Here is a 21,140-nt window from a genome sequence, read left to right on the forward strand (position 1 = left end):
ATATTTTTACACCAGACGAAGGCATTTTGATTTTTCAATATCCTAACAATTTATTATTTTTTGGTATGATGAAAAGAGATAATAAATTGTAATTGAGTATCATCAATAAGGAATCAATATGACCTATTTGCAAATCGAAGGCACAAATCATTTAAGCGGAAGCGTAACGATTAACGGCGCAAAAAATGCCGCCCTACCACTCATCGTCTCAAGCATTTTAGCTAAAAACGAAGTAAAAATTTCAAATGTCCCTGAGGTTGAAGATATTAAAACTCTCATCTCACTCTTAAAAAATTTAGGCGCTAAAGCAGATTTAAATCATCACGAAGCCCTTTTAAATACCACAACGCTTAATCAAACCACAGCCAAATACGACATCGTTCGTAAAATGCGTGCCTCTATACTCACACTCGGACCGCTTTTATCGCGTTTTAGACATTGTGAAGTGAGCCTTCCCGGAGGCTGTGCCATAGGACAAAGACCCATAGATTTACATCTTTTAGCCTTAGAAAAAATGGGAGCAAATATCCAAATCAAACAAGGCTATGTAGTCGCAAGTGGAGCTTTAAAGGGTGCTGAAGTGCTATTTGATAAAATCACCGTTACAGGAAGTGAAAATATCATTATGGCAGCGGCATTAGCAAGTGGTAAAACAAGGCTTTTAAATGTGGCTAAAGAACCTGAGGTAGTGCAGCTTTGTGAGGTTTTAAGGGAGGCTGGACTTGATATTAAGGGTATAGGTAGTGATGAGCTAGAAATTTATGGCACAAATGGAGAATGTTTAGAATTTAAAGAATTTGCCGTCATACCCGATAGGATAGAAGCTGGGACTTATCTTTGTGCGGGGGCTATTGTCAATTCTAAAATCAGTGTTTGCAAGGTCAATCCAAGTCATCTAAGTGCCGTTTTAGCAAAATTAGAGCAAATGGGCTTTGGAATAATTGTAGAAAACGATACCATCACCTTGCTTCCCGCTAAAGAAATCAAACCTGTGGAAATTCTTACAAGCGAGTATCCGGGCTTTCCTACCGATATGCAAGCGCAATTTATGGCACTAGCTCTTAGAGCAAATGGCACAAGTATCATTGATGAAAGGTTGTTTGAAAATCGCTTTATGCATGTGAGTGAGCTTTTAAGAATGGGAGCAGATATCAAACTTAACGGACATATTGCTACCATAACTGGGGGCAAAGAGCTAAATGCTGCTGATGTGATGGCGACTGATTTAAGGGCGTCTTCGGCACTCATCTTAGCTGCTCTTGCTGCAAAAGGCACAAGTAGGGTGCATAGAATTTATCATTTAGATAGGGGTTATGAGAATTTGGAAGAGAAATTTAAAGCACTGGGTGCAAATATCACAAGGCTTGAAGAATGAAAAATATTTTTGAAACCTTAAAGCTTTTAGAAGAGCATATTACGCCCTTAAAAGAAAGTGAGATTATAAGCCTAGAAAACGCACTTGGCAGGGTTTTGGCCTGTGATTTGTATGCGAAAAAAAATTTGCCTAGTTTTAATAATGCTGCACTGGATGGCTATGCCTTTAATTATGATGATATAAACGCACCATTAAAGATTATGGGGACGATTTTAGCAGGAGATAAAACGCCTTATAAACTTAAGAAAAATGAGTGTTTTAAGATAATGACAGGAGCGTTAATGCCTGAAAATGCCGATACTATTTTAATGCTTGAAGAGGAAAATTTAGAAAAGGGCTTTTTGGTGATTAAAACAAAGCCTAAACGCTTTAACGCCTTTCGTTTTAAGGGCGAGGAGCAAAAGGAAGGGGAGCTTTTACTAAAAAGGGGGCAAAAATTAAACGCTGCGATGATAACCCTACTTGCCGCACAAGGAATTTATAAAATAAAAGTCATAAAAAAGCCCAGTGTGGCTGTTTTTTCAAGCGGAAATGAGCTAAAAGAGCCTTGGGAGGAATGCGACTCTTTAAGCATTTATAATGCAAATGCCCTAGCTGTGCAAGCCTTATTAAATGACTATAATCCTTGCTATCTTGGCATTATAAAAGATGAATTTAATGCGTCTTTAAAAGCCTTGCAAAATAATCAATTTGACCTTATTATCACAAGTGGAGGCGCTAGCGTGGGTGAGGCTGATTTTATGGATAGGGCTTTGAAAGAGCTTGAATTTAAAGAAATTTTTAATGAAATTAAAGCGCGTCCTGCAAAGCCGACTAAGCTCTATCAAAAAGACAATAAACTCATCTTAATCCTGCCCGGAAATCCTATGGCGGCTTTTCTTTCTTGCTTTATTTTTGCTAAAAAAATTCTCAATTTACTTGAGGGAAATACGGAAAAAGAAAGAAAAATCAATGCCCTGATGGGAGAGGATTTAAAACTTAAGGCAAGGAGAAATAATCTTATCTTAGGAAATTTGGAAAATGGCATTTTTACGCCCTTTAATCATAATCAATTCGGCTCGGCTATGATTTTACCGCTGGTAAAAAGCACATTTTTACTTATAAGCAAGGAGGAGCAAGAAAGCATTTTAAAGGGCGAAAGTGTCCAGCTTATTTACCTTTAATTTGCCAAATTTGGATTAAATAACGCCTATGAATTTTAGAAAATCAACTTACAAAAATATCTTATTTTCTTTCATCAAGCGTTATATTCTAGCTTTACAAAGTCTCTATTAGCCCCCTTAATATTTATTAAAAATTAACATTTTAAAAATATTAAGGATATTTATGTCAAATTTCAATCTTAGCCCTTTAAGGCTTTTTTGTAAATATGCCGTGCCTAATGTCATTAGCGTGGCTTTCTTTTCTGTTTATATTATTATTGATGGTATTTTTGTGGGGCAGTATCTAGGTAGTGATTCTCTTGCTGCACTTGGTTTAGTAATGCCTTTTGTGATGATAAGTTTTGCATTAAGCGATATGATAGCCATAGGCTCATCGGTGCAAATTTCGATGAAATTAGCCCTAGCTAAATTTAAAGAAGCTAACCGCATTTTAACCGCGGCCCTAGCTCTTATTTTCGCCCTTAATACCCTTATGGCTTTTTTAGCTTATTTTATATCGCCACTTTTAATTTCTTTTTTGGATACAACGCCACATATTCAGGCACTTTGCGAAGAAGTTGTCCTAGTTTTTGCCCTATTTATGCCCATTATTGCCCCTTATTTTGCCCTTGATAATTATTTAAGAATTTGTGGAAAAACAACACATTCTATGATAGTAAATATCATCGTAGCGCTAAGTAATATCATTTTGGATTATCTTTTTATCGTGGTTTTTGGTTGGGGTTTATTTTCTGCGGCACTGGCTAGTTGCATAGGTTTTACTCTTGGAACTTTTTTGGATATTTATCCTTTTTTTAGTCAAAAACTTCAATTGAAATTTTCTACCCTTTATCTTTCTTTTAAAACTTTAAAAAATATTATTTATAATGGAAGTAGCGAATTTTTTAGCAATATCTCCGCTTCGATTTTTGGTATCTTTGCCAATCTTATCCTCCTTCATCTAGCAGGTGCGAAAGCGGTGGCTACTTATTCTATCATACTTTATATTGATAATTTTATTACCCTATTAACCCTTGCGATGTGCGAGGCTATGCAACCAGCCTTAAGCTATCATTTTGCTCAAAAAAATCTTAAATACCTCAAAGCCATACTTAAAACTATGCTTCTTTTTACTCTTGCTTTTAGTGTTTGTGTTTTTGCTTTAAGTATGTTCTATGGGGAATTTCTAGTGGGATTTTTTACGCAAAAAAATGACGCAGATTTTTTGGAATTTAGCACTAAAGCCTTACATATTTTCTCTTTTGTTTTTCTCATTGCTTGGTTTAATATCCTTGTGGGCTGTTTGCTTACTGCTTTTAATCAAGCACATTATTCTCTTATTTTAAGCCTTATGAGTAATCTTTTCGCACCTCTTTCTCTTATCCTTATTCTACCTTATTTTATGGGCTTAAATGGGGTGTGGATTAGTCCATTTTTGGCTGATTGTTGCGTATTTTTCTTAAGCTTTTATTTTCTTAAAAAGAGTTTAAGCACAATCAACAAATCACCTCACTAATCACAAACATTTAAGCAAATTTGATTACTAATGCAAATTAAAAGGCCTTTTGCTTGACAAAAATTGCCTTTTTGTATTATAATTCGTTTCTTTCTCTTGCGGGAATAGCTCAGGGGTAGAGCACAACCTTGCCAAGGTTGGGGTCGCGAGTTCGAATCTCGTTTCCCGCTCCACTTTCAAACTTAGGTTAAAATGAATTTAGAACAACTCTTAGAAAAAACAAAAAATGTCCGCCTTGTAGCAGCGAGTAAGTATGTCAATGTTGATATTATTAAAGAATTTTATTATAAGGGCATTAGTGAATTTGGTGAAAATCAAGTCAAGGCTTTAAGCGAAAAAAAAGAGCTTTTAAAAGATGAAAATTTAATGATAAAATGGCATTTCATCGGCACTTTACAAAGCAATAAAATCAATCTTCTCATCAAGCAACGCCCCATTTTATGGCAAAGTTGCAATTCTTTAAATCTCGCTAAGGCTGTTGATAAAAGGCTTGATTACACGCTTGATACTTTGCTTGAGATTAATAGTGCCTTTGAGGGAAGTAAAAGTGGAATTGAGCCTAGTAGAGCTTTAGAGGAATATTTACAAATCAAAGAAGAATGTAAAAATTTAAATCTTCAAGGTGTGATGTGTATAGGAACGCATAGCGATGATGAAAAGGCGATACAAAAGAGCTTTGAAACGACTTATCAAATTTATGAAAAATTACAAAAACACGACGCAAAAATCTGTTCTATGGGTATGAGTAGTGATTTTGAGCTTGCTTTAAAATGTGGATCAAATATGCTAAGGCTTGGAAGCATACTCTTTAAAAGCCCTTAAAAAGGGCTTTTAGTATAAAAGACTAGCGATTTTAGATTGAAGCATAATATTACTTTGTGCAGCAGCAAAAGCGGCAGCATTTTCTTTCAGATACGCCGCATTAAAATCATTAACATTTTTCGCCATATCATTATTAAGCAAATTATTTTCCGCAGCTTTAGTATTAATGCTATTTTGCACACTTGCATTAATGTTAGAAGTTAGGGCATTAATGCCCGAGCCTATCTCACTTCTTAAATTTGCAAGTTGGTCTGTAAAGCTTGTAATGCTTTCTTGATTATCTATGCTTAAGCCTTCCGTGCTTAGAGAATTTAAATTCGTCATCTCTGTTCCACTTCCTACCACAAATTCCATAGTTTGAAAGACATTTTTGCCATTAAAAGTTGCATTGTTAAAAGAATCGTTAATGGACTCCGTAACGCGTGTCGCTTCGCCTCTTAGCATATTTTTTTGTGCGTCTGTCATTATGCCACTATTCATTCTTACAGAAAGCTCACTTAGCCTATCTGCACTTTGAGAGATATTTGTCAAACTCGCATCGGCAATTTGCAACACCCCAATTGCATCATAAGCATTTGCCACGCCTTGGTCTATGGTGCTTGATTGAGACCTTAAGGAGTCTGCAATCGCCAAATTTGCACTATCAACCCCACTAATTGCTCTTACCGCGGCTATATTTTCCAAAGCTTTATCCTGAGCTTTTTGTGCATTATTTAAATAATGATTTTGTTGCATTGCGTTAGAATTGTTAATTTTCATAATGACCTCCTTTAATTTTTCAAATTTTAGTCTTTTTTAGCTATTTTAAAGCTTAAAAAATACAAAAATATTTGCATACAAACGATGATTTTTATCACCACTTCACTTGCCTCGTGCATACTTTGAAATTCCGCCGTTTTAATAACGCTTTCACCCATTTTTTGTGCCTCCAAAATGTAAGCGGTAAAATAAAACACAAAAAACAAAGCAAGGGTTAATACAATGATAGAAAGAGCTAATTTGGAAAATCTTAGCTGAAATTTCTCCTCTTTTTTAAGAAAGCTAACTAACTCATACAAGGCATTAAAAAATGCTACAACAAGTAACACATAGCCCATTTTAACAAAAATATCACTCATCATAAGCCCACTTTGAAAATGGCTTAAAACATTTTCCCCAATTAAACTTTGTGGGTAAAAAACGACAGGTGCGACTACTACACCCAAAATAAGCTCCACTCCTATCATAGCCGCTAACAAAAAAAGATGAATCGCTCTCATTGTGCTTCCTTGTCTTGTGCTTTCATCGCGATTAAAACGCCCTCTATCATTTTTTTAATATCTCCGTCCAAAATTCCCTCTGCATTTGAAAAAGCCTCATTGCTTCTTGTATCCTTTACTTGCTGATAGGGGAAAAGCACATAAGAGCGGATTTGATGTCCCCAGCCCATTTCACTTTTTTCCCCTGAATTTGCCGCCGCTTCTTGTTTCATTAACTCAAGCTCATAAAGTCTTGAGCGGAGCATCTTAAAGGCTGTGGCTTTGTTTTTGTGTTGGCTTCTATCATTTTGGCACTGCACAACTATGTTGGTAGGGATATGTGTGATACGCACGGCTGATTCAGTTTTATTAACATGCTGACCCCCAGCTCCACTTGCGCGGTAAAAATCAATACGCAAGTCCTTCTCCTCAATCTCAATCTCAATATCATCATCAAGCTCAGGACTCACCATAACACTAGAAAAACTCGTATGCCTACGCCCCGCACTATCAAAAGGTGAAGTTCGCACAAGGCGGTGAATGCCATTTTCTGCCTTTAAATACCCATAAGCATTTTCACCCTTGACTAAAAAACTCACATCTTTAAGCCCCGCTTCATCGCCTTCTTGAAAATCTAAGGTTTCAACCTTAAAGCCCTCTCTTTCACAAAAACGCAAATACATTCTATAAAGCATACTCGCCCAGTCATTACTCTCTGTCCCACCAGCACCCGGATGTATGGATACAATGGCGTTTTTATTATCATTTTCTCCACTTAAAAGCATAGAAATTTCAAGACCTGTAATGCTGTCTTCTAGCTTTGGTGCGTCTTCAAATAGTGCCTTTAGCGTTTCATCATCGCTTTCATTATTTGCCATATCAAAAAGCTCACTCGCGTCATTTAGGGCATTAAGGGCGTTTTCATAAGCTTTAAGCAAAGTTGTGATTTTGGTCTTTTCCTTACCCAAAGCGGCAGCATTTTTAGCATCATTCCAAAAATTTGGGTCATTTTCTTTCGTCTCAATTTCACTAAGTTTTATCCTAAGCTCATCAGGCTTTATGATAGAGGCTATATTTTTAACTTTTTGCTCAAGGCTTTTTAAAAGTTCGCTAAATTCATAATTATCCATAGTTTTTCCTTGAAAAAATGGCATTTTATCAAATTTAATTTAAGACTTTTCAAATGATAGAAGAAAATTTTAAATTTATCTAACGCCGAAATTTCTTTTTCAAACTTAAAACTTTAAAGATAAACCAAATATAACCCCCTTTATACCAAGCTTTATGTGCATTTATAAGGGCAAGTCCTAACTGATAGCTTAAAATTTGCTTTTCATTTTCTGTGCAAGGTAAAGGTGCTGGCTTCTTTTTATGCTTTTTGGCAATATAATTTAACACAAAAGGAAGTCCTAAAAATCCCCAAAAACTTCGATAATTTTCTATGATAGCACGACCTAATTTGTGAGCTAGGTGCGTTTGTATAGGATTTTGCTTTTTTTGATGGAGTTCAAGCTTTAAATTTTTGATTTCAGCTTGAAAAGGAGCGATTTTAACTGGGTCCATTCTAGCATTATACTCCTCGATAATTTCTTTAAAAAGCACCACATCAGGGATAAGGTGAGAGAAATTGTATTTTTCATCGATTTGCACTTCTAAATTTGCTAATGTTTGAAAATCATAATGGGTATCCATAGTAAAATTTTCATCTGGTTTTACGAGGAGAATTTGATTTGCCAATTGCATACAATCAAGAGTATTTCGACAATCATCTTTTAAAAAAATCCACAAATTATTTTCACTTTGTTTTTGATTGTTAGCATTAAAATACAAAAAGCTCTCTTCATCAATAACAAAATTTTCAATCAAATTATACATCATCAAAAAACTTGATAAGCAGTATTTGATAATTTTAGTCTTTTTATTTGTCCAAATGGCACTTGAAAAAGTCCCTAAACTATTATCATCATTCCACACGCTAAATGCTACTAATGTATAATTTTTAAATTCTTTTTTAAATTTAAGTTTAATTTTTCCTTCAAGTCTATAAAGTTCTTCTGTGAATAAAGAATTAGATTTGACGCTTTTTTCTAATTGATTGATATTTTCAAAAAGATCTTGTAGCGTAACGGCAAGAAATTTAGGGACTGAATAATTGCATTTTAAATTACACCTATCAATCTTTTCCAAATTTAAAGCAATATTTTGCCCCAACAATCTCATAATAGGACTGATTTGATGAAATAAGTCATTTATCGCAAAGAATTCATTTAAGTTATTTTGATCATAATATCTTTGCATATCAATGAAATGAAAGTTGTATTTTTTAATTTGAAGTAGATTGAAATTATTAGTGATTTTAAATTTGTCATTATTAACATAGAGAGGGAGTAAAATAAAAAGTATAGGCTTGTTCAAATTAGCCAACATTTTGCAAAGAATTTCAAAATCTCTTTGCAAAATATCAAAACGAAGATCATAAACAAAGTTATCATATTCATTTAAATTGGTCTCTATGATAACCAAATCAGCCTCTTTAATTACTTTTTCATTTGCAATTAAAGCGTAAATTTTTTGAGAACTGCGAGAACCACCTAGGGCAAAATTATGGAATTCTACCCCCCCCCCGCAGGACATTAGGGCGTCTTTAAGTCCTTTTTGAAGTCCATTTTGCATAACGCTATTGCTCCCACCCAACAAAACGACATTCTTCATCAATTTTTCCTCATATATTTTATTATCGCCCAACACGCTTCAAAAAATTTAATTTTCACACATTAAATCTAAAATGCATCACATCACCATCGCAAACGATGTAGTCTTTACCCTCAAGGCGTAGTTTTCCAGCCTCTTTGGCGCCATTTTCGCCTCTAAATTGAATAAAATCTTCATAACTTATCACTTCAGCTTTAATAAAACCTTTTTCAAAATCATTATGAATCATACTAGCCGCCTTAGGTGCTTTATAGCCTCTTTTTATCGTCCAAGAACGCACCTCAATCTCTCCAGCCGTAAAATAGCTAATGAGTCCCAACTTAGAAAAAGCCGTGCGTATAATCTGCGCCAAACCGCCCTCCTTTACCCCCAAAGAGCTTAAAAATTCAGTCGCCTCTTCATCACTTAAGCTCACAAGCTCTTCTTCTATCTTCGCACAAAGTTTTATGACTTCTTGATTGTTTTTCTTCGCATATTCTTTTAAAGCTAGGACAAATTGATTATCCTCATTAATGCCCTCCTCATCGACATTAGCACCATAAATCACTTCTTTGGCACTCAAAAGTCTTAATTCTTTAATTAAATTTTGATAAAGCTCACTTTCTCTTTCCTTATAACTCCTAGCACTAAAGCCCTTATTTAAATGTTCCAGTAAAGAAGTGGCAAGCTCCAAGCTTTCTTTTGCACCCTTTTGATTTGCTCTTGCTTCCTTATTTAATTTCTCTATTTTTTTACCAAGCTGTTCTATATCAGCTAAAATCAGCTCAGTATTGATAATCTCAATGTCTCTAATAGGATCGACCCCGCCCTCGACATGCGTGATATTTTCATCATCAAAACAACGCACAATGTGTAAAATCACTTCTGTTTCGCGTATATTTGAAAGAAATTTATTTCCCAAGCCCTCGCCCTTACTAGCACCTTTTACAAGTCCTGCTATATCAACAAATTCTATGAGGGAATGAAGAATTTTCTCAGGTTTTACTATCTTTGCTAACTCTCTCAAACGCTCATCAGGCACTTCAACCATAGCACGGTTAGGCTCTATTGTGCAAAAAGGATAATTTGCACTTTGAGCATTTTGCGCTTTCGTAAGAGCGTTAAAGGTCGTAGATTTACCAACATTTGGTAAGCCTACTATACCCACTGCTAAACTCATTTATTCTTCCTTAAAAGATGGATTAAGAAATTCACACACATTCTTACCCCTGCTGCACTCGCTCCATAGCTGTGATAACACCAAGCTTTTTCCAAATAAGCAGGTCCAGCAATGTCAAGATGTAGCCATTTGTCCTTATACTCTTCGCGGATAAATTTATCTAAAAATAATCCCGCAGTAATCGCTCCACCATAACGGCTTGAACTTGTGTTACTTATATCGGCAATTTTAGATTTAATGAGTTCTCCTAAATGTGGATTAAAGTGTAAAACGCAAGCATATTCGCCACTTTTTTGACTCACTTCATAAAATTCATTTTTCAAATTTTCATTATTTCCCATAATGCCACTTGTAAATTCGCCAAGTCCCACCACGCAAGCACCCGTTAAAGTTGCCAAATCGATAAGTAAATCAGGTTTTAAATCCTGTGCAAAAGAAAGACAATCGGCTAAAACCAAACGCCCTTCAGCGTCCGTGTTTCGCACTTCAATGCTTACGCCTTCTCTAGAAATCAGCACATCATCGGGCTTATAGGCATTACCACCTATCATATTTTCAGTCGCCCCCAAAATACAATGCACTTCAAGCTCCAAATTTAACTCCGCCACAGCCTTTATAATCCCCATAGCAGCAGCTGCACCACTTTTATCCGCTTTCATTGTTAGCATATAATCAGCAGGTTTTAAACTAAGCCCACCACTATCATAAGTCAGCCCTTTACCGACAAAAACAACTTTTTGCTTTGCATTTTTACCCTTATAGCTTAAGTGGATAAGGCGTGGAGGGTAAGCAGAAGCGCGATTAACCGCCAAAAAAGCGTTCATTTTTTCTTTTTCCAAAAATTTTTCATCATAAATTTTACAAATGATGCTTTTATAAATTTTTGCTAAATCTTGTGCATCTTCAGCCATTTTAAGCGGAGTATAGATTTGAGGAATTTCATTAACAATATCTTTTGTAAAATGACAAGCTTTTGCTAAAATTTCCCCTCTATTAAGTCCTATTAAAGCTTCCTCCTTGCTAAATTTCTTAGCGTTTATTTCCTCTTTAGAAATTAAAACACGCTCTAAAGTGCTAGGCTTTTTTTCGCTTTTATAACGATTAAATTCATAATTTGCAAACCCAATGCCCTCCGCCATACAAGCAAAACTTCTTACTACGCAAGAACCAACCACACTTTGGCTTTTAATGCTTTTGATATTAAGCCTTTCAAGACTTTTAATCGCAGTAAAAAAAGCCAGTCTAATGTCCTCATAATTTAAGCCTTTAAGCTCAACAAAAAGTCTTTTATTTGCACTATCTAAACAAACCCCTTCACCCTTATAATTCATTAATTTAAAAAAATCTTTATAATTATTTAATTGCTTTCGACTTTTCGCTTCGATAAAAATCAGCTCAAAATCCGCTTTAACTGCATTTAAATCTTTTTCTACAAATTCTATTTTCATTTTTTTCTTTCCTTTTTCTTTAAAATCGCTTTTTCCATTTGTTTAAAACCAAAAAGTAAGAGAGATAAGAAACTTACAATAAGTAAAGCAGCTAAATACCAATGCTCCTTAGCCCATTTTAAAAAGCTTTGAATCAAATCGCCAAAATACCACGCTAAAAGTATGGTTATCGCCGCCCATACCCAAGCACTAATGAGATTAATAAGGGCAAATTTTTTCGCACTATAACGCGTAATCCCTATACTCATCGGTATAATAGTGCGAAAACCATACATATAACGCTGGATAAAAATAATAGGCCAACCAAATTTTTGCAAAAGCAAATGGGCCACAGCAAATTTGCGTCTTTGGGAATGAAGCTTTTTTTGAATATAGCTTTTATTATAACGCCCTATATAAAAATAAATTTGATCCCCCACAAAGCCACCAAGTCCTGCCACAAAAATAGCTAAAGCCACACTCATTTTGCCATCGTGTGCAGCAAGTCCCGCAAAAATGAGCCCTAACTCACCCTCCAAAATGCTCCAACAAAAAAGGATTACATAACCCCAAGTTTCCACATGCTCATTCCAAATGCCAATGATAAATTCTTCTAAAGAAAAATCGTTTTTCATCAAACCATAAATCACATAAGCAATTAAACAAAGCAAAGCAAAAAAAATAAAAAATTTTAACGATTTTTTCATTTCTTCTCCTAAAATTCTAAAACGCTATAAACGGGACAAAAAGCATTAAGTTTCTCCCAGCCCTTCAAATCTTTTAAATTAATCAAAAAGCAAGATTCCACACATACACCTCCAGCTTTTTTAATAAGCTCATAAGAAGCTAAAGCCGTGCCTCCTGTGGCGATTAAATCATCTACTAGCAAAACTTTAGCTTTTTCCACACCTCTAAAGGCATCTTGATGAATTTCAATGGTATCACTGCCATATTCTAAATCGTAAGAGCAGCTAAAAGTTTTGAAAGGAAGTTTGCCAGGCTTTCTGATTGGCACAAAAGGCAAATTGAGCCTCGCACAAATCATAGATGCAAAGATAAAGCCTCTACTCTCCGTCCCAACAATAAAGTCTAAATTCATATCCTTATATCTATCTTCTAAATGCTTAAGTAAAAAGTCAAGTGCCTTTGTATCGTTAAGAAGTGTCGTAATATCTCTAAATATAATTCCTTCTTTTGGAAAATTTGGGATAACTCTAATGCTTTGAATAAGAAAATCTCTTTCTTTTTGATTAAGTTCTTTCATAGTAATGCCTCAATTTTTGCTTCTAATTCTTTAATTCTTTGTCTTAATTTATCATTCTCCAAACGATACTGCGAATTTCTCGTTCGAAGAGAGGTTAAATCAGCCTTAATTTTATTAAGTTCCTCCGTTAAAATGTCGATATTTCCTAAACTTCTTTGAAGTTGAACTTGCAACTTCCTAATAACAATCTCCGTATCATCTAAGTTATTTTTAATAAAATCTTTAGAATTTTTTTCCTTGCTTAGTAAGGTTTTATAATAAAATAACATCACAATAAGATAGATTGTCGCGCAAATTAAAATCGTAAAAATAAACCATTGTGAAAACATTAATCTACCTCAATTTTTTGAATTCTTTTCGTATGTCTTCCTTCATCAAAAGGCGTTTTGATAAAATTTTCAACCATATCCACAGCCAAATCAAATCCCACAAGACGCCCTCCAAAAGCTAAAACATTTGCATCATTATGCTTTCTAGCTAATTTTGCACTTAAACTCTCACCGCATAAGGCACAGCGTATATTTTTGTGTCTATTTGCTGCTATGGAAATTCCTATGCCAGAACCACAAATTAAAATTCCAAAACTTTTTTCATCGATTTTACTAGCAAGCAAATGGGCAAAATCTGGATAATCACAACTTTTTTCATCGTTTGTTCCAAGGTCGATAAAAGGAATTCGTGCCTCTTTAAAAAAAGTGCAAAGTTTAGTTTTAAGCTCATATCCCGCATGATCACTTGCTATATAAAGGCGTTCTTTTAACATTTACAAATCCAAAAATAAAATAACGCCGAAATTATAGCTTGTAAAAATTATCATTTTGCTAATGACTTGCAAAATTAAGCTTTATAATTTTTTACAAATTCGCCAAATCTCTCAAGTCCCTTAATGATATTCTCCTCACTTGTTGCATAAGAAAGTCTTAAATAGCCCTCCATTCCAAAGCCTATACCCGGCACCACTGCAACTTTTTTTTCTTCTAATAATTTTTGACAGAATTTCATAGAATCTTTTTCAAGCTTAGAAATATTAATAAAAAGATAAAACGCCCCGCTTGGTTTATAAACGCTGATATTTTCCATTTTGCTTAACATTTCAAGAGCAATATTTCTGCGTTTTTCAAAGGCTTTTCTCATCTTTTCTATATCTTCATCACACTCGCCAAGCAAGGCTGGGATAGCGGCATATTGCGTAATAGAGCAAATATTTGAAGTGCTTTGACCTTGCAGCCTTTTTACAGCAGAAATAAGAGCTTTATTTTTACTTGCCATATAGCCAAAACGCCAGCCGGGCATAGCTCCGCACTTACTTAAGCCGTTAATTGTAACAGTGCGTTTCATCGCATCTTCGCTTACGCTTGCAAAAGCGTGAAATTCTACCCCATCATAAAGAAGCTTTTCATACATTTCATCACTTAAAACTACAACCTTCGTCCCCTCCAAAACCTTAGCCAAAGCACTAAGCTCTTCTTTCGTATAAACACAACCCACAGGATTTGAAGGCGAATTTAGAATAAAAACTTTCGTTTTTTCATTTAAAACACTTTTAAGCTCTTTAGCTGTGATTTTAAAACCATTTTCTTCTTTTGTTTGCACAAAAACGCACTTTCCTCCCGCAAATTTTACCATTTCAGGATAACTCACCCAGTAAGGACTAGGGATAATTACCTCATCACCCTCATCTACAAGGCATTCTAAGCATTGAAAAAGCGAGTGTTTTGCCCCAACATTTGTGATAATTTCACTCGTTTCATAAGATAAATTATTGTCTCTTTTAAGCTTTATAGCTATGGCGTTTAAAACTTCTTTAATCCCAGCAACCGCCGTGTATTTTGAACAACCTTTTTCTATGGCTTTAATTGCAGCATTTTTGATAGTCTGCGGAGTATCAAAGTCAGGCTCACCCGCAGAAAAAGAAAGCACATCTTCGCCCTTAGCCTTAAGTTCATTAGCAAGAGCAGTGATAGCCAAAGTGATAGACTCTTCCAAAACTTGAGATTTTTTACTTAACATCATCGCTAATCCTTCAAAAAATTTGCGTTATTATAGCTTAAATTTCTATCTTAATGGCTACTTTAACTAAGCTCCTCCACAAATTTCCTCAAACTCTGCATAATATTTCCACGAAGCGATGATGTCAGGGCGTGTTTGTTTAATGTGAGTAAGTTCTTTATCTAAAAGAGTTTTAAATTTTAAAGCTAGGCTAGAATTTGCTTTGAAATAATTTAAAATATCTTGTTCGCTTAAGGCATTATTTGCTCTAAATTTAACTTTTTCTTCTAAGATTTTCACAAATTCTTTAAAATAGCTTTTTAATCTTTCTTTTATTTCTTTATCTTCTTTGATAAGCTCATAATGCTCTTGTTCTACATTAATGCTAAGATTTTCATAGCAAGGGTCGTTTTTGTCTAAGAAAAGATTTTTGGTGTCTTTTAGATTGCTTAGAGGCTCCTCTGTGATGATAAATTTAATTTTATTTTTAAGATAAGAAAAGTCTTTATGGTTTATAAATAAAGTGAAAGGTAAAAACGAGGTGTAATTGTTCCAAGCTTTGCGTTCAAATTTAGCCCTATCTTCTTCTTTGGGTGGGTTGAAGTGAAGAATTTTAGAAAGCCTTTTCATTGTATCAAAGGCTTTATCTGCTTGTAAATCCTGCGTATCGATGTAGATGATTTGTCGGGTTACCCCCCCCCCCCCCCTTGTTAAAAAGGGAGTAAGATTACTTTGATATTTAAAGTCTATAAATTTTTTATCAAAAATCTTTTCTAAATCTGTGATTTGAGGTGTTAAAGCACCGCTATATACAATCTCAGGTAAGGATTTATCAATATCATCTTTAAGGCTAAATTCAAACTTGCTAACCTTAGCTTTAGGGTAGCCGTGATTAATACTTGTTTTAAGCCTTGAAATGGGGTCTCTAACGGTTATCACAACAGGTGCATCGTAAGAAAAAAATTTCGCATAGTCAAGCTCTCTTATATTATTATATAAACACACACCGACTATATTATCCCCCTTTGAATTTAGCAAAAAGCTCTTTGTTTCACCATAATCCATATAATTATCTTCAGCTAATCTTACATAATTTAAACCGCACATTTTAAAAAAGCTCATAAGTGCATAATGCCCACTTACAGAATAATTTAAAAGCACAAATTTATAATTTTGCGGAAGTTTGGGGTAAAATTTAAGAAGTTTTTTACCAAATCTTTTTGTGATAGAGTGTATAAGTCTTCTTTTTCTGCGGAGTAAAATTTCTTTAAAGCCGTATTCTTCGATTTTATTGAAAATCTTTATCATTATCTTAGCTGCTCTAATCTTTCTTTTTTCGTGCCAATTTCTGTGATTTGAACGCCAAAATTACCATCGACTATCACAACTTCGCCATAAGCAATTCTTTTATCACCGATGAGAATTTCTAAAGGGTCGTTGGCAAGTTGATTTAGCTCCACCACAGAGCCTATATCCATAGTTAGCACATCTTTAAGAAGCATTTTTTTATTACCTATTCTTACGCGCACAGGCAAACGCACATCCATAATGAGGTTAATATTCTTAAGTCCCTCTCCAAGTGCCACCATAGTTTCACCACCACTAGCCATTCCTTCTTTTTGCTGGGTTATAGCCTCATCATCGCCACCTTTTGTCAAGGTATTGTAAAGCTTATCGTCCATCACTAAAGAAATTTGCTCTTCCAAACCTTCAATTTTCACATCATAATTATAAAGCTTTACAAAATCCTTTAAATCAATGCTTTCTTCGATAAATTCACAAGAACTTAGATTAAATTCCATTTTAGGAAGTTCTTTTTGTGCGCCAAGACTTGTAGTAAAAGCGGAGATGATATTTTGAATCGCTTCTTTAGCCGCGTCCATTTCATCAGGACCTAGTTTGTCATTTTTGCTAATTTCCTCCTCGCCCATCATCCACTCGCCTATGGCACTCATCAAAACAGCCCCAGCCAGAATACCCATACGACCGCCTGAACTTACACCAAAATTCACATAAACTAAAGGAGGTTTTAGTGTATCACTAGCACTGACATCAAATTCTTTATATTCGCTAAATTCGGCACTCTTTCCCGTCAAACCCTCAATGGTGCTAACGCATTCATTAGTAAAAAGCTTTAAAAATTCATTAATCATATTTCCTCTTCCTCCAAATCCTCAGTTTCATCATAAACGCTAGCTTTAGCCTTTCGCTCTTCTTCGTATTTTTCCAAAATTTCTTTAATTTCATCTTTGTCAGTGCGGATAAGCTCGATAATTTTAATGGACTTTCTAAAGCGATGTAAGCCAATTTGTGCTAAAAAGACATCTTTTTTATCGATACTTACAATAGCTTTATCATCAGCTTCTCTATCAAGGCGTAAAATATCTCCTTGCTTAAGCTCTAAAAATTCATTGACATTGATTAAGGTCTTACCCAAAATCGCCTCATAAACAACCTCTGCACGACCAATGAGAGTTTTAAGCTCCTTATTACGCGACTTTTTCGCAGAAGTTTCACCCATCATAATGTCGCGATTTGCCAAACGGCTTAAAATACTTTCCAAATGCACAACAGGATAGCAGATATTAACCATACCGCTTGAATTTCCTATGATAATCTCCATAACAACCATTATAATAATTTCATTTTGAGAGACGATTTGCACGACATTGGGACTACTTTCTTTCGCCTCTATGCTTGGATAAATTTCAGTTACGGTTGACCAACTCTCCTTAAGCCTTTGCATAATAATACGCAAAATACTATCAAGCAAATTTAATTCTATGTCCGTAAGCTCTCTACTTGCCTCATAACTATCCCCCTGCCCTCCTAAGAGCCTGTCTATCATAGGAAAGGCTATGCTTGGATTAATCTCCAAAACGCAGTTTCCATCAAGAGGCTTTATGGAGAAAACATTGAAGCTTGTAGGGCTTGGCAAAGACATCAAAAATTCCCCATAAGTCATTTGATCAACGGAATGAAGTTTAGTTTCAACGATACTTCTCATCATTGACGAAATTTGAGATGCCAAATTTCTAGCTAATTTATCGTGAATTCCCTTAATCGTTCTAAGCTGTTCTTTTGAAACTCTATTAGGTCGCTTAAAGTCATAAACGACAATATTTCTTTCATCTTTTTCATCTTTAGAATTCGAAGGTGCTGGCGTATCCGTGTTATCATCAACGACTTCAAGTAAAGCGTCAATTTCTTCTTGGGAAAGTATCTCTGCCATTAGCTTAACCTTTCTCTCAATTTTTTAAGTAATTTTTTATGAATTTGAGAAATGCGACTCTCACTTACATTTAAAATTTCACTAATTTCTTTTAAGCTTAATTCCTCATAATAATAAAGCTGGATAATAAGCTGGTCACGCTCCTTTAAAGTATCTAAAATTTCATTAATATGTTCTAAAAGTTCGCCTCTTTCTATTTTCTCCAAAGTTTCATCTTCACTATACATTTCAATTTGCTCATCAATAGGCAAGGTATAACTTATAGCATGAGCTGCTCTTACCTCTCTAACTCTCTCCACATCAATTTCAAGCTTTTTAGCTAAATATTCATCATCAGGCTCACATTCATTTTCTAAAAAATATTCATCTAAAATCACATCAATGTCTTTTAAAATTTTGCGATTGTTACGACTCATCACATCAAGGCGTCTTAGGTAATCAAGCATAGATCCATTGACCCTTTTTCTTGCAAAGCCCCAAAAATTGTCATTTTGATCCTTATCATAACGGCGTGAAAGCTTTATCATTTCTTCAATCCCAACGCCGATTAAATCATTAACATCAATGCTTGATGGCAAACGCTCCTTTAAACGAAATGCCATAGCTCTAAGTGCTGGCATATAGGAGATGACAAGTTCGTCTTGCTCTTTTTTTATGACATCAGCATAAGATCTAGGCGACTGCTCTTTTAGCATTTTTGCGTCTTTCCTTCGCTTCGTTTTTCTTCAATTCTTCGCGTTCTTCATTTAATTTTTCTAAAATTACATCCATTTTTTTCTCGCGAAGAACCAAATCGTTAATAATATTGTTGCTAGTTTTTTCATAATCTTGCTTATTAAAAATTCGTCCGCTAATCTTTTTAAGATCGATAAAATTCATAATAGCAATATGCACAAAAACATAAAACATAAAGGTAATAAAACAGGTAGAAAACAAAATGTCAAAAGCCTCATCAACGCTAATCACACTAAATGAAAGTCCTATAAAAAAGCCACAAACCGTAAAAAAAGCTACATAATTCTCAGGTCTCATAATCTCTCACTAAAATCTTTCTATAATTTTTCTAAAAAAGCTTGAAAAACTACGACTTGAAACATCATCAAGCACTTTTCGTTCCAATCTATACAAAAGCTTAGAAGCTAGAGACTTTAACTCATCACTTGAAGCAGTATTTTCATCACTAAAAAGGGTGCGTTTTTTAATGCTATTACTCACTTCTTTTGAGGCACTTAAATGCCCTAAAAATTCTAAATTTAAAGGATTTTTAATGTTAGCATTTGCAACTTTTTTAATATTTTCAAAGACCTTTAAAGCTTCATTTTCATTTTTAACCACATTAAAAACCATCAGTAAATTTTCCTTAGTTTTAGAAGTGGTTTTAATGGTTGCATAAGCATCAGTAATCGCCGCTGGATCAGGCACAGTAACGACAATAACCTCATCAGCCATTTCTAAGAAATTTAAAATATTCCCCCCTATGCCAGCACCTGTATCGATGATGAGAAAATCAAGCTCATCTAAAATACTAGCCTGATTTAAAAATCTTTCATAAATATTCTTATCACTATATTTTAAAATTTCATCACCACTTTCACCCGGTATAAGCCACAAATTTGGCTTTACTTCAATCAAAATGTCCTCTAAAGAACACTCCCCCCTTAAAACGTGCAAAAGATTTTTTTGAATACGTACATTTAAAATCACATCTAAATTTGCCAAGCCAATATCTGCATCAAAAAGCCCTACCTTATAATTATTATTCGCCAAGACATTTGCCAAATTTGCACTTATTGTGCTTTTACCTACTCCGCCCTTGCCACTTGTAATGGCTATAAAATGGGTATTTTGCTCTTTTTTATCTTTATTTTGCTTCATCAAATTTTGCAATTTATCTGCTTGATTATTCATTATTTTTACCTTTAAAACCCTCTAAAATGCAATGCACCAAAAAGTCGCTACTTGCCACCTCAATGTCATCAGGCACCTCCTGCCCCACAGAGAAAAAACTAAGCGGTATATTAATCTCGTAAATTAAAGAAAAAATATTCCCAAAAACCTTAGTTTCATCAAATTTTGTAATAATCAAAGTGTCGATATTTAAGAAAGAAAAATTTTTATAAATTTCCATCAAATCTTCGTATTTCGTATTAGCCGAGATGACTAAATTGACATCAATTTCCGCATTAGAATGCATTAAAAATTCTTTTGTTTTGGCAAGTTTTGTTTGGTCATATTGCGAATTTCCTATGGTATCAACCAAAATCACCTCACAACTACTAAGACTCTTAATCGCCTCATCTAAGTCCTTAGGCTCAATGCTATCAATGATAGGCAACTTCATCATTTTAGCATATTGAAAAAGCTGCTCAACTGCACCTATTCTATAAGTATCTAGCGTGATAATGCCCGTTTTATAACGCTTATCTCCATAAGCATAACGAAAAGCAAGTTTAGCTAAAGTGGTCGTTTTACCCACGCCTGTTGGACCCACTAGCATCATAATTTTTTGCTTTTTAATGTCCGTTTCTACGCGACAAGGCAGAATATTACGCAAAAGAGAGTGAAAATACCTTTGCACGGCTTCTTTATTCATTTTCATCGTTGCTGGCATATTTTCAATGGTCGCTTTCATAATCGCCTCTAAATGCGTTTCTAGCATACCACTTTCCTTAGCCTGTTTATAAATACTCGCAAATTCAGGCGGTATAATGAGATTTTTCCTTGCTTCTGCCTTATCGTCCCACATCATATCTACAAGCAAATTCATCTTATCACTTAGGGTGTTAATCTGCTTTTCAAAAGCCTCGATTTTCTTATTATACTGCGTATTTGGAGCTTGATATTCTGGCAAACTTGCCCCCGTTACCTTAGAAATTTCAGAACTAACCGCTGAAAGTTTTTCTTTAAAATCATCTAAACTAGGTTTAGGTTTGGTATAATTTTCATATTCTTTTTGCACATTTAAAGAAGCTTTAGAAAATTCAAGTTTCACAGCCTCATCTTCTTCCTCTTTTACTGCTGGTTTGGGGTTTTGTGGCTGGGTTTTTTTAGGCGGCATAGGCTTACCCATAGCCTTTAAATGTTCCTTATAATCTGCCTCCTCAATAGCAACCATAACCTCATAAAGTCCTTTGCGATTAATAGTCTTGGGACGAATTTGTTTGTTTGTGATGATTAAAGCCTTATCGCCATAATCTTCTTTAACTTTTGGAATAATTTCTTCCGTATCTTCAACGGTAAAGGTGTAAATAAGCTGTCCCACTT

22 protein-coding genes and 1 tRNA gene are annotated in these 21,140 nt (G+C 34.7%); 5 read left to right on the plus strand and 18 right to left on the minus strand.

Features of this window, described 5'->3' with window-relative positions:
• Window positions 1-118 precede the first annotated feature (118 nt).
• The 5 genes from murA to CVULP_RS05220 all read left to right on the plus strand — a co-directional run bounded on the left by murA (window position 119) and on the right by CVULP_RS05220 (window position 4,855).
• A complete protein-coding gene (gene murA, locus CVULP_RS05200) occupies window positions 119-1,375 on the plus strand; it encodes a UDP-N-acetylglucosamine 1-carboxyvinyltransferase (protein ID WP_099507736.1) in 1,257 nt (418 codons plus the stop codon).
• The gene (locus CVULP_RS05205) at window positions 1,372-2,538 is read left to right on the plus strand and encodes a molybdopterin molybdotransferase MoeA (RefSeq protein WP_099507738.1); all 1,167 of its coding nucleotides are present in this window, start codon (window positions 1,372-1,374) and stop codon (window positions 2,536-2,538) included. Before murA ends, CVULP_RS05205 begins: the two co-directional genes overlap by 4 nt.
• Window positions 2,539-2,701: 163 nt before the next feature.
• Complete coding sequence (locus CVULP_RS05210; protein ID WP_099507741.1) at window positions 2,702-4,033, plus strand: MATE family efflux transporter; 1,332 nt, start codon at window positions 2,702-2,704, stop codon at window positions 4,031-4,033.
• A 98-nt stretch (window positions 4,034-4,131) separates the two neighbouring features.
• A tRNA-Gly gene (locus CVULP_RS05215) sits at window positions 4,132-4,206 on the plus strand.
• A 19-nt stretch (window positions 4,207-4,225) separates the two neighbouring features.
• Window positions 4,226-4,855 carry a YggS family pyridoxal phosphate-dependent enzyme gene (locus CVULP_RS05220; RefSeq protein ID WP_099507742.1) on the plus strand — a complete coding sequence of 210 codons (630 nt, stop codon included), beginning with the start codon at window positions 4,226-4,228 and terminating at the stop codon, window positions 4,853-4,855.
• Window positions 4,856-4,864: 9 nt separating this feature from the next.
• On the opposite strand, the gene flaC is transcribed toward CVULP_RS05220, so the two are convergent.
• The 18 genes from flaC to flhF form a co-directional block, all read right to left on the minus strand.
• Window positions 4,865-5,614 carry a flagellin C gene (flaC, locus tag CVULP_RS05225; protein WP_099460850.1) on the minus strand — a complete coding sequence of 250 codons (750 nt, stop codon included), beginning with the start codon at window positions 5,612-5,614 and terminating at the stop codon, window positions 4,865-4,867.
• Between the two features lie 26 nt (window positions 5,615-5,640).
• Window positions 5,641-6,114 carry a DUF4149 domain-containing protein gene (locus CVULP_RS05230; protein WP_099460849.1) on the minus strand — a complete coding sequence of 158 codons (474 nt, stop codon included), beginning with the start codon at window positions 6,112-6,114 and terminating at the stop codon, window positions 5,641-5,643.
• The gene (gene prfB / locus CVULP_RS05235) at window positions 6,111-7,223 is read right to left on the minus strand and encodes a peptide chain release factor 2 (protein WP_099460848.1); all 1,113 of its coding nucleotides are present in this window, start codon (window positions 7,221-7,223) and stop codon (window positions 6,111-6,113) included. The genes CVULP_RS05230 and prfB overlap by 4 nt, the downstream gene beginning before the upstream one ends.
• Before the next feature lie 79 nt (window positions 7,224-7,302).
• The gene (locus CVULP_RS05240; RefSeq protein ID WP_265415695.1) at window positions 7,303-8,805 is read right to left on the minus strand and encodes an SGNH/GDSL hydrolase family protein; all 1,503 of its coding nucleotides are present in this window, start codon (window positions 8,803-8,805) and stop codon (window positions 7,303-7,305) included.
• Between the two features lie 55 nt (window positions 8,806-8,860).
• Window positions 8,861-9,964: a redox-regulated ATPase YchF gene (ychF, locus tag CVULP_RS05245; protein WP_099507511.1), complete on the minus strand. Its 1,104-nt coding sequence runs from the start codon at window positions 9,962-9,964 to the stop codon at window positions 8,861-8,863.
• Window positions 9,961-11,412: a leucyl aminopeptidase gene (locus tag CVULP_RS05250; protein ID WP_099507510.1), complete on the minus strand. Its 1,452-nt coding sequence runs from the start codon at window positions 11,410-11,412 to the stop codon at window positions 9,961-9,963. Before CVULP_RS05250 ends, ychF begins: the two co-directional genes overlap by 4 nt.
• On the minus strand, window positions 11,409-12,026 hold the full coding sequence (locus tag CVULP_RS05255) for a DedA family protein (RefSeq protein ID WP_180753060.1): 618 nt from the start codon (window positions 12,024-12,026) through the stop codon (window positions 11,409-11,411). Before CVULP_RS05255 ends, CVULP_RS05250 begins: the two co-directional genes overlap by 4 nt.
• An 80-nt stretch (window positions 12,027-12,106) precedes the next feature.
• Window positions 12,107-12,655 carry an adenine phosphoribosyltransferase gene (gene apt / locus CVULP_RS05260; protein WP_099507509.1) on the minus strand — a complete coding sequence of 183 codons (549 nt, stop codon included), beginning with the start codon at window positions 12,653-12,655 and terminating at the stop codon, window positions 12,107-12,109.
• Window positions 12,652-12,984 carry a hypothetical protein gene (locus CVULP_RS05265; RefSeq protein ID WP_004277112.1) on the minus strand — a complete coding sequence of 111 codons (333 nt, stop codon included), beginning with the start codon at window positions 12,982-12,984 and terminating at the stop codon, window positions 12,652-12,654. The genes apt and CVULP_RS05265 overlap by 4 nt, the downstream gene beginning before the upstream one ends.
• A complete protein-coding gene (gene rpiB / locus CVULP_RS05270) occupies window positions 12,984-13,418 on the minus strand; it encodes a ribose 5-phosphate isomerase B (protein ID WP_099507508.1) in 435 nt (144 codons plus the stop codon). Before rpiB ends, CVULP_RS05265 begins: the two co-directional genes overlap by 1 nt.
• Window positions 13,419-13,492: 74 nt before the next feature.
• Entirely contained in the window at window positions 13,493-14,665 is a 1,173-nt protein-coding gene (locus CVULP_RS05275; RefSeq protein WP_099507512.1) for a pyridoxal phosphate-dependent aminotransferase, read from the minus strand.
• 66 nt (window positions 14,666-14,731) lie between these two features.
• Window positions 14,732-15,952, minus strand: a complete 1,221-nt coding sequence (locus tag CVULP_RS05280) for a DUF2972 domain-containing protein (protein ID WP_265415650.1) — start codon at window positions 15,950-15,952, stop codon at window positions 14,732-14,734.
• Entirely contained in the window at window positions 15,952-16,797 is an 846-nt protein-coding gene (gene fliY, locus CVULP_RS05285) for a flagellar motor switch protein FliY (protein ID WP_099461901.1), read from the minus strand. Before fliY ends, CVULP_RS05280 begins: the two co-directional genes overlap by 1 nt.
• Window positions 16,794-17,876, minus strand: a complete 1,083-nt coding sequence (gene fliM / locus CVULP_RS05290) for a flagellar motor switch protein FliM (RefSeq protein ID WP_099461899.1) — start codon at window positions 17,874-17,876, stop codon at window positions 16,794-16,796. Before fliM ends, fliY begins: the two co-directional genes overlap by 4 nt.
• Complete coding sequence (locus tag CVULP_RS05295) at window positions 17,876-18,571, minus strand: RNA polymerase sigma factor FliA (RefSeq protein WP_099461897.1); 696 nt, start codon at window positions 18,569-18,571, stop codon at window positions 17,876-17,878. Before CVULP_RS05295 ends, fliM begins: the two co-directional genes overlap by 1 nt.
• A complete protein-coding gene (locus CVULP_RS05300; protein WP_004277106.1) occupies window positions 18,549-18,908 on the minus strand; it encodes a hypothetical protein in 360 nt (119 codons plus the stop codon). Before CVULP_RS05300 ends, CVULP_RS05295 begins: the two co-directional genes overlap by 23 nt.
• 9 nt (window positions 18,909-18,917) lie before the next feature.
• On the minus strand, window positions 18,918-19,784 hold the full coding sequence (gene flhG / locus CVULP_RS05305) for a flagella biosynthesis ATPase FlhG (protein WP_004277105.1): 867 nt from the start codon (window positions 19,782-19,784) through the stop codon (window positions 18,918-18,920).
• Window positions 19,777-21,138: a flagellar biosynthesis protein FlhF gene (gene flhF / locus CVULP_RS05310; RefSeq protein WP_099461894.1), complete on the minus strand. Its 1,362-nt coding sequence runs from the start codon at window positions 21,136-21,138 to the stop codon at window positions 19,777-19,779. The genes flhG and flhF overlap by 8 nt, the downstream gene beginning before the upstream one ends.
• Between the last annotated feature and the right edge of the window lie 2 nt (window positions 21,139-21,140).

This window comes from Campylobacter vulpis (genome assembly GCF_014217995.1).
GTDB lineage: Bacteria > Campylobacterota > Campylobacteria > Campylobacterales > Campylobacteraceae > Campylobacter_D > Campylobacter_D vulpis.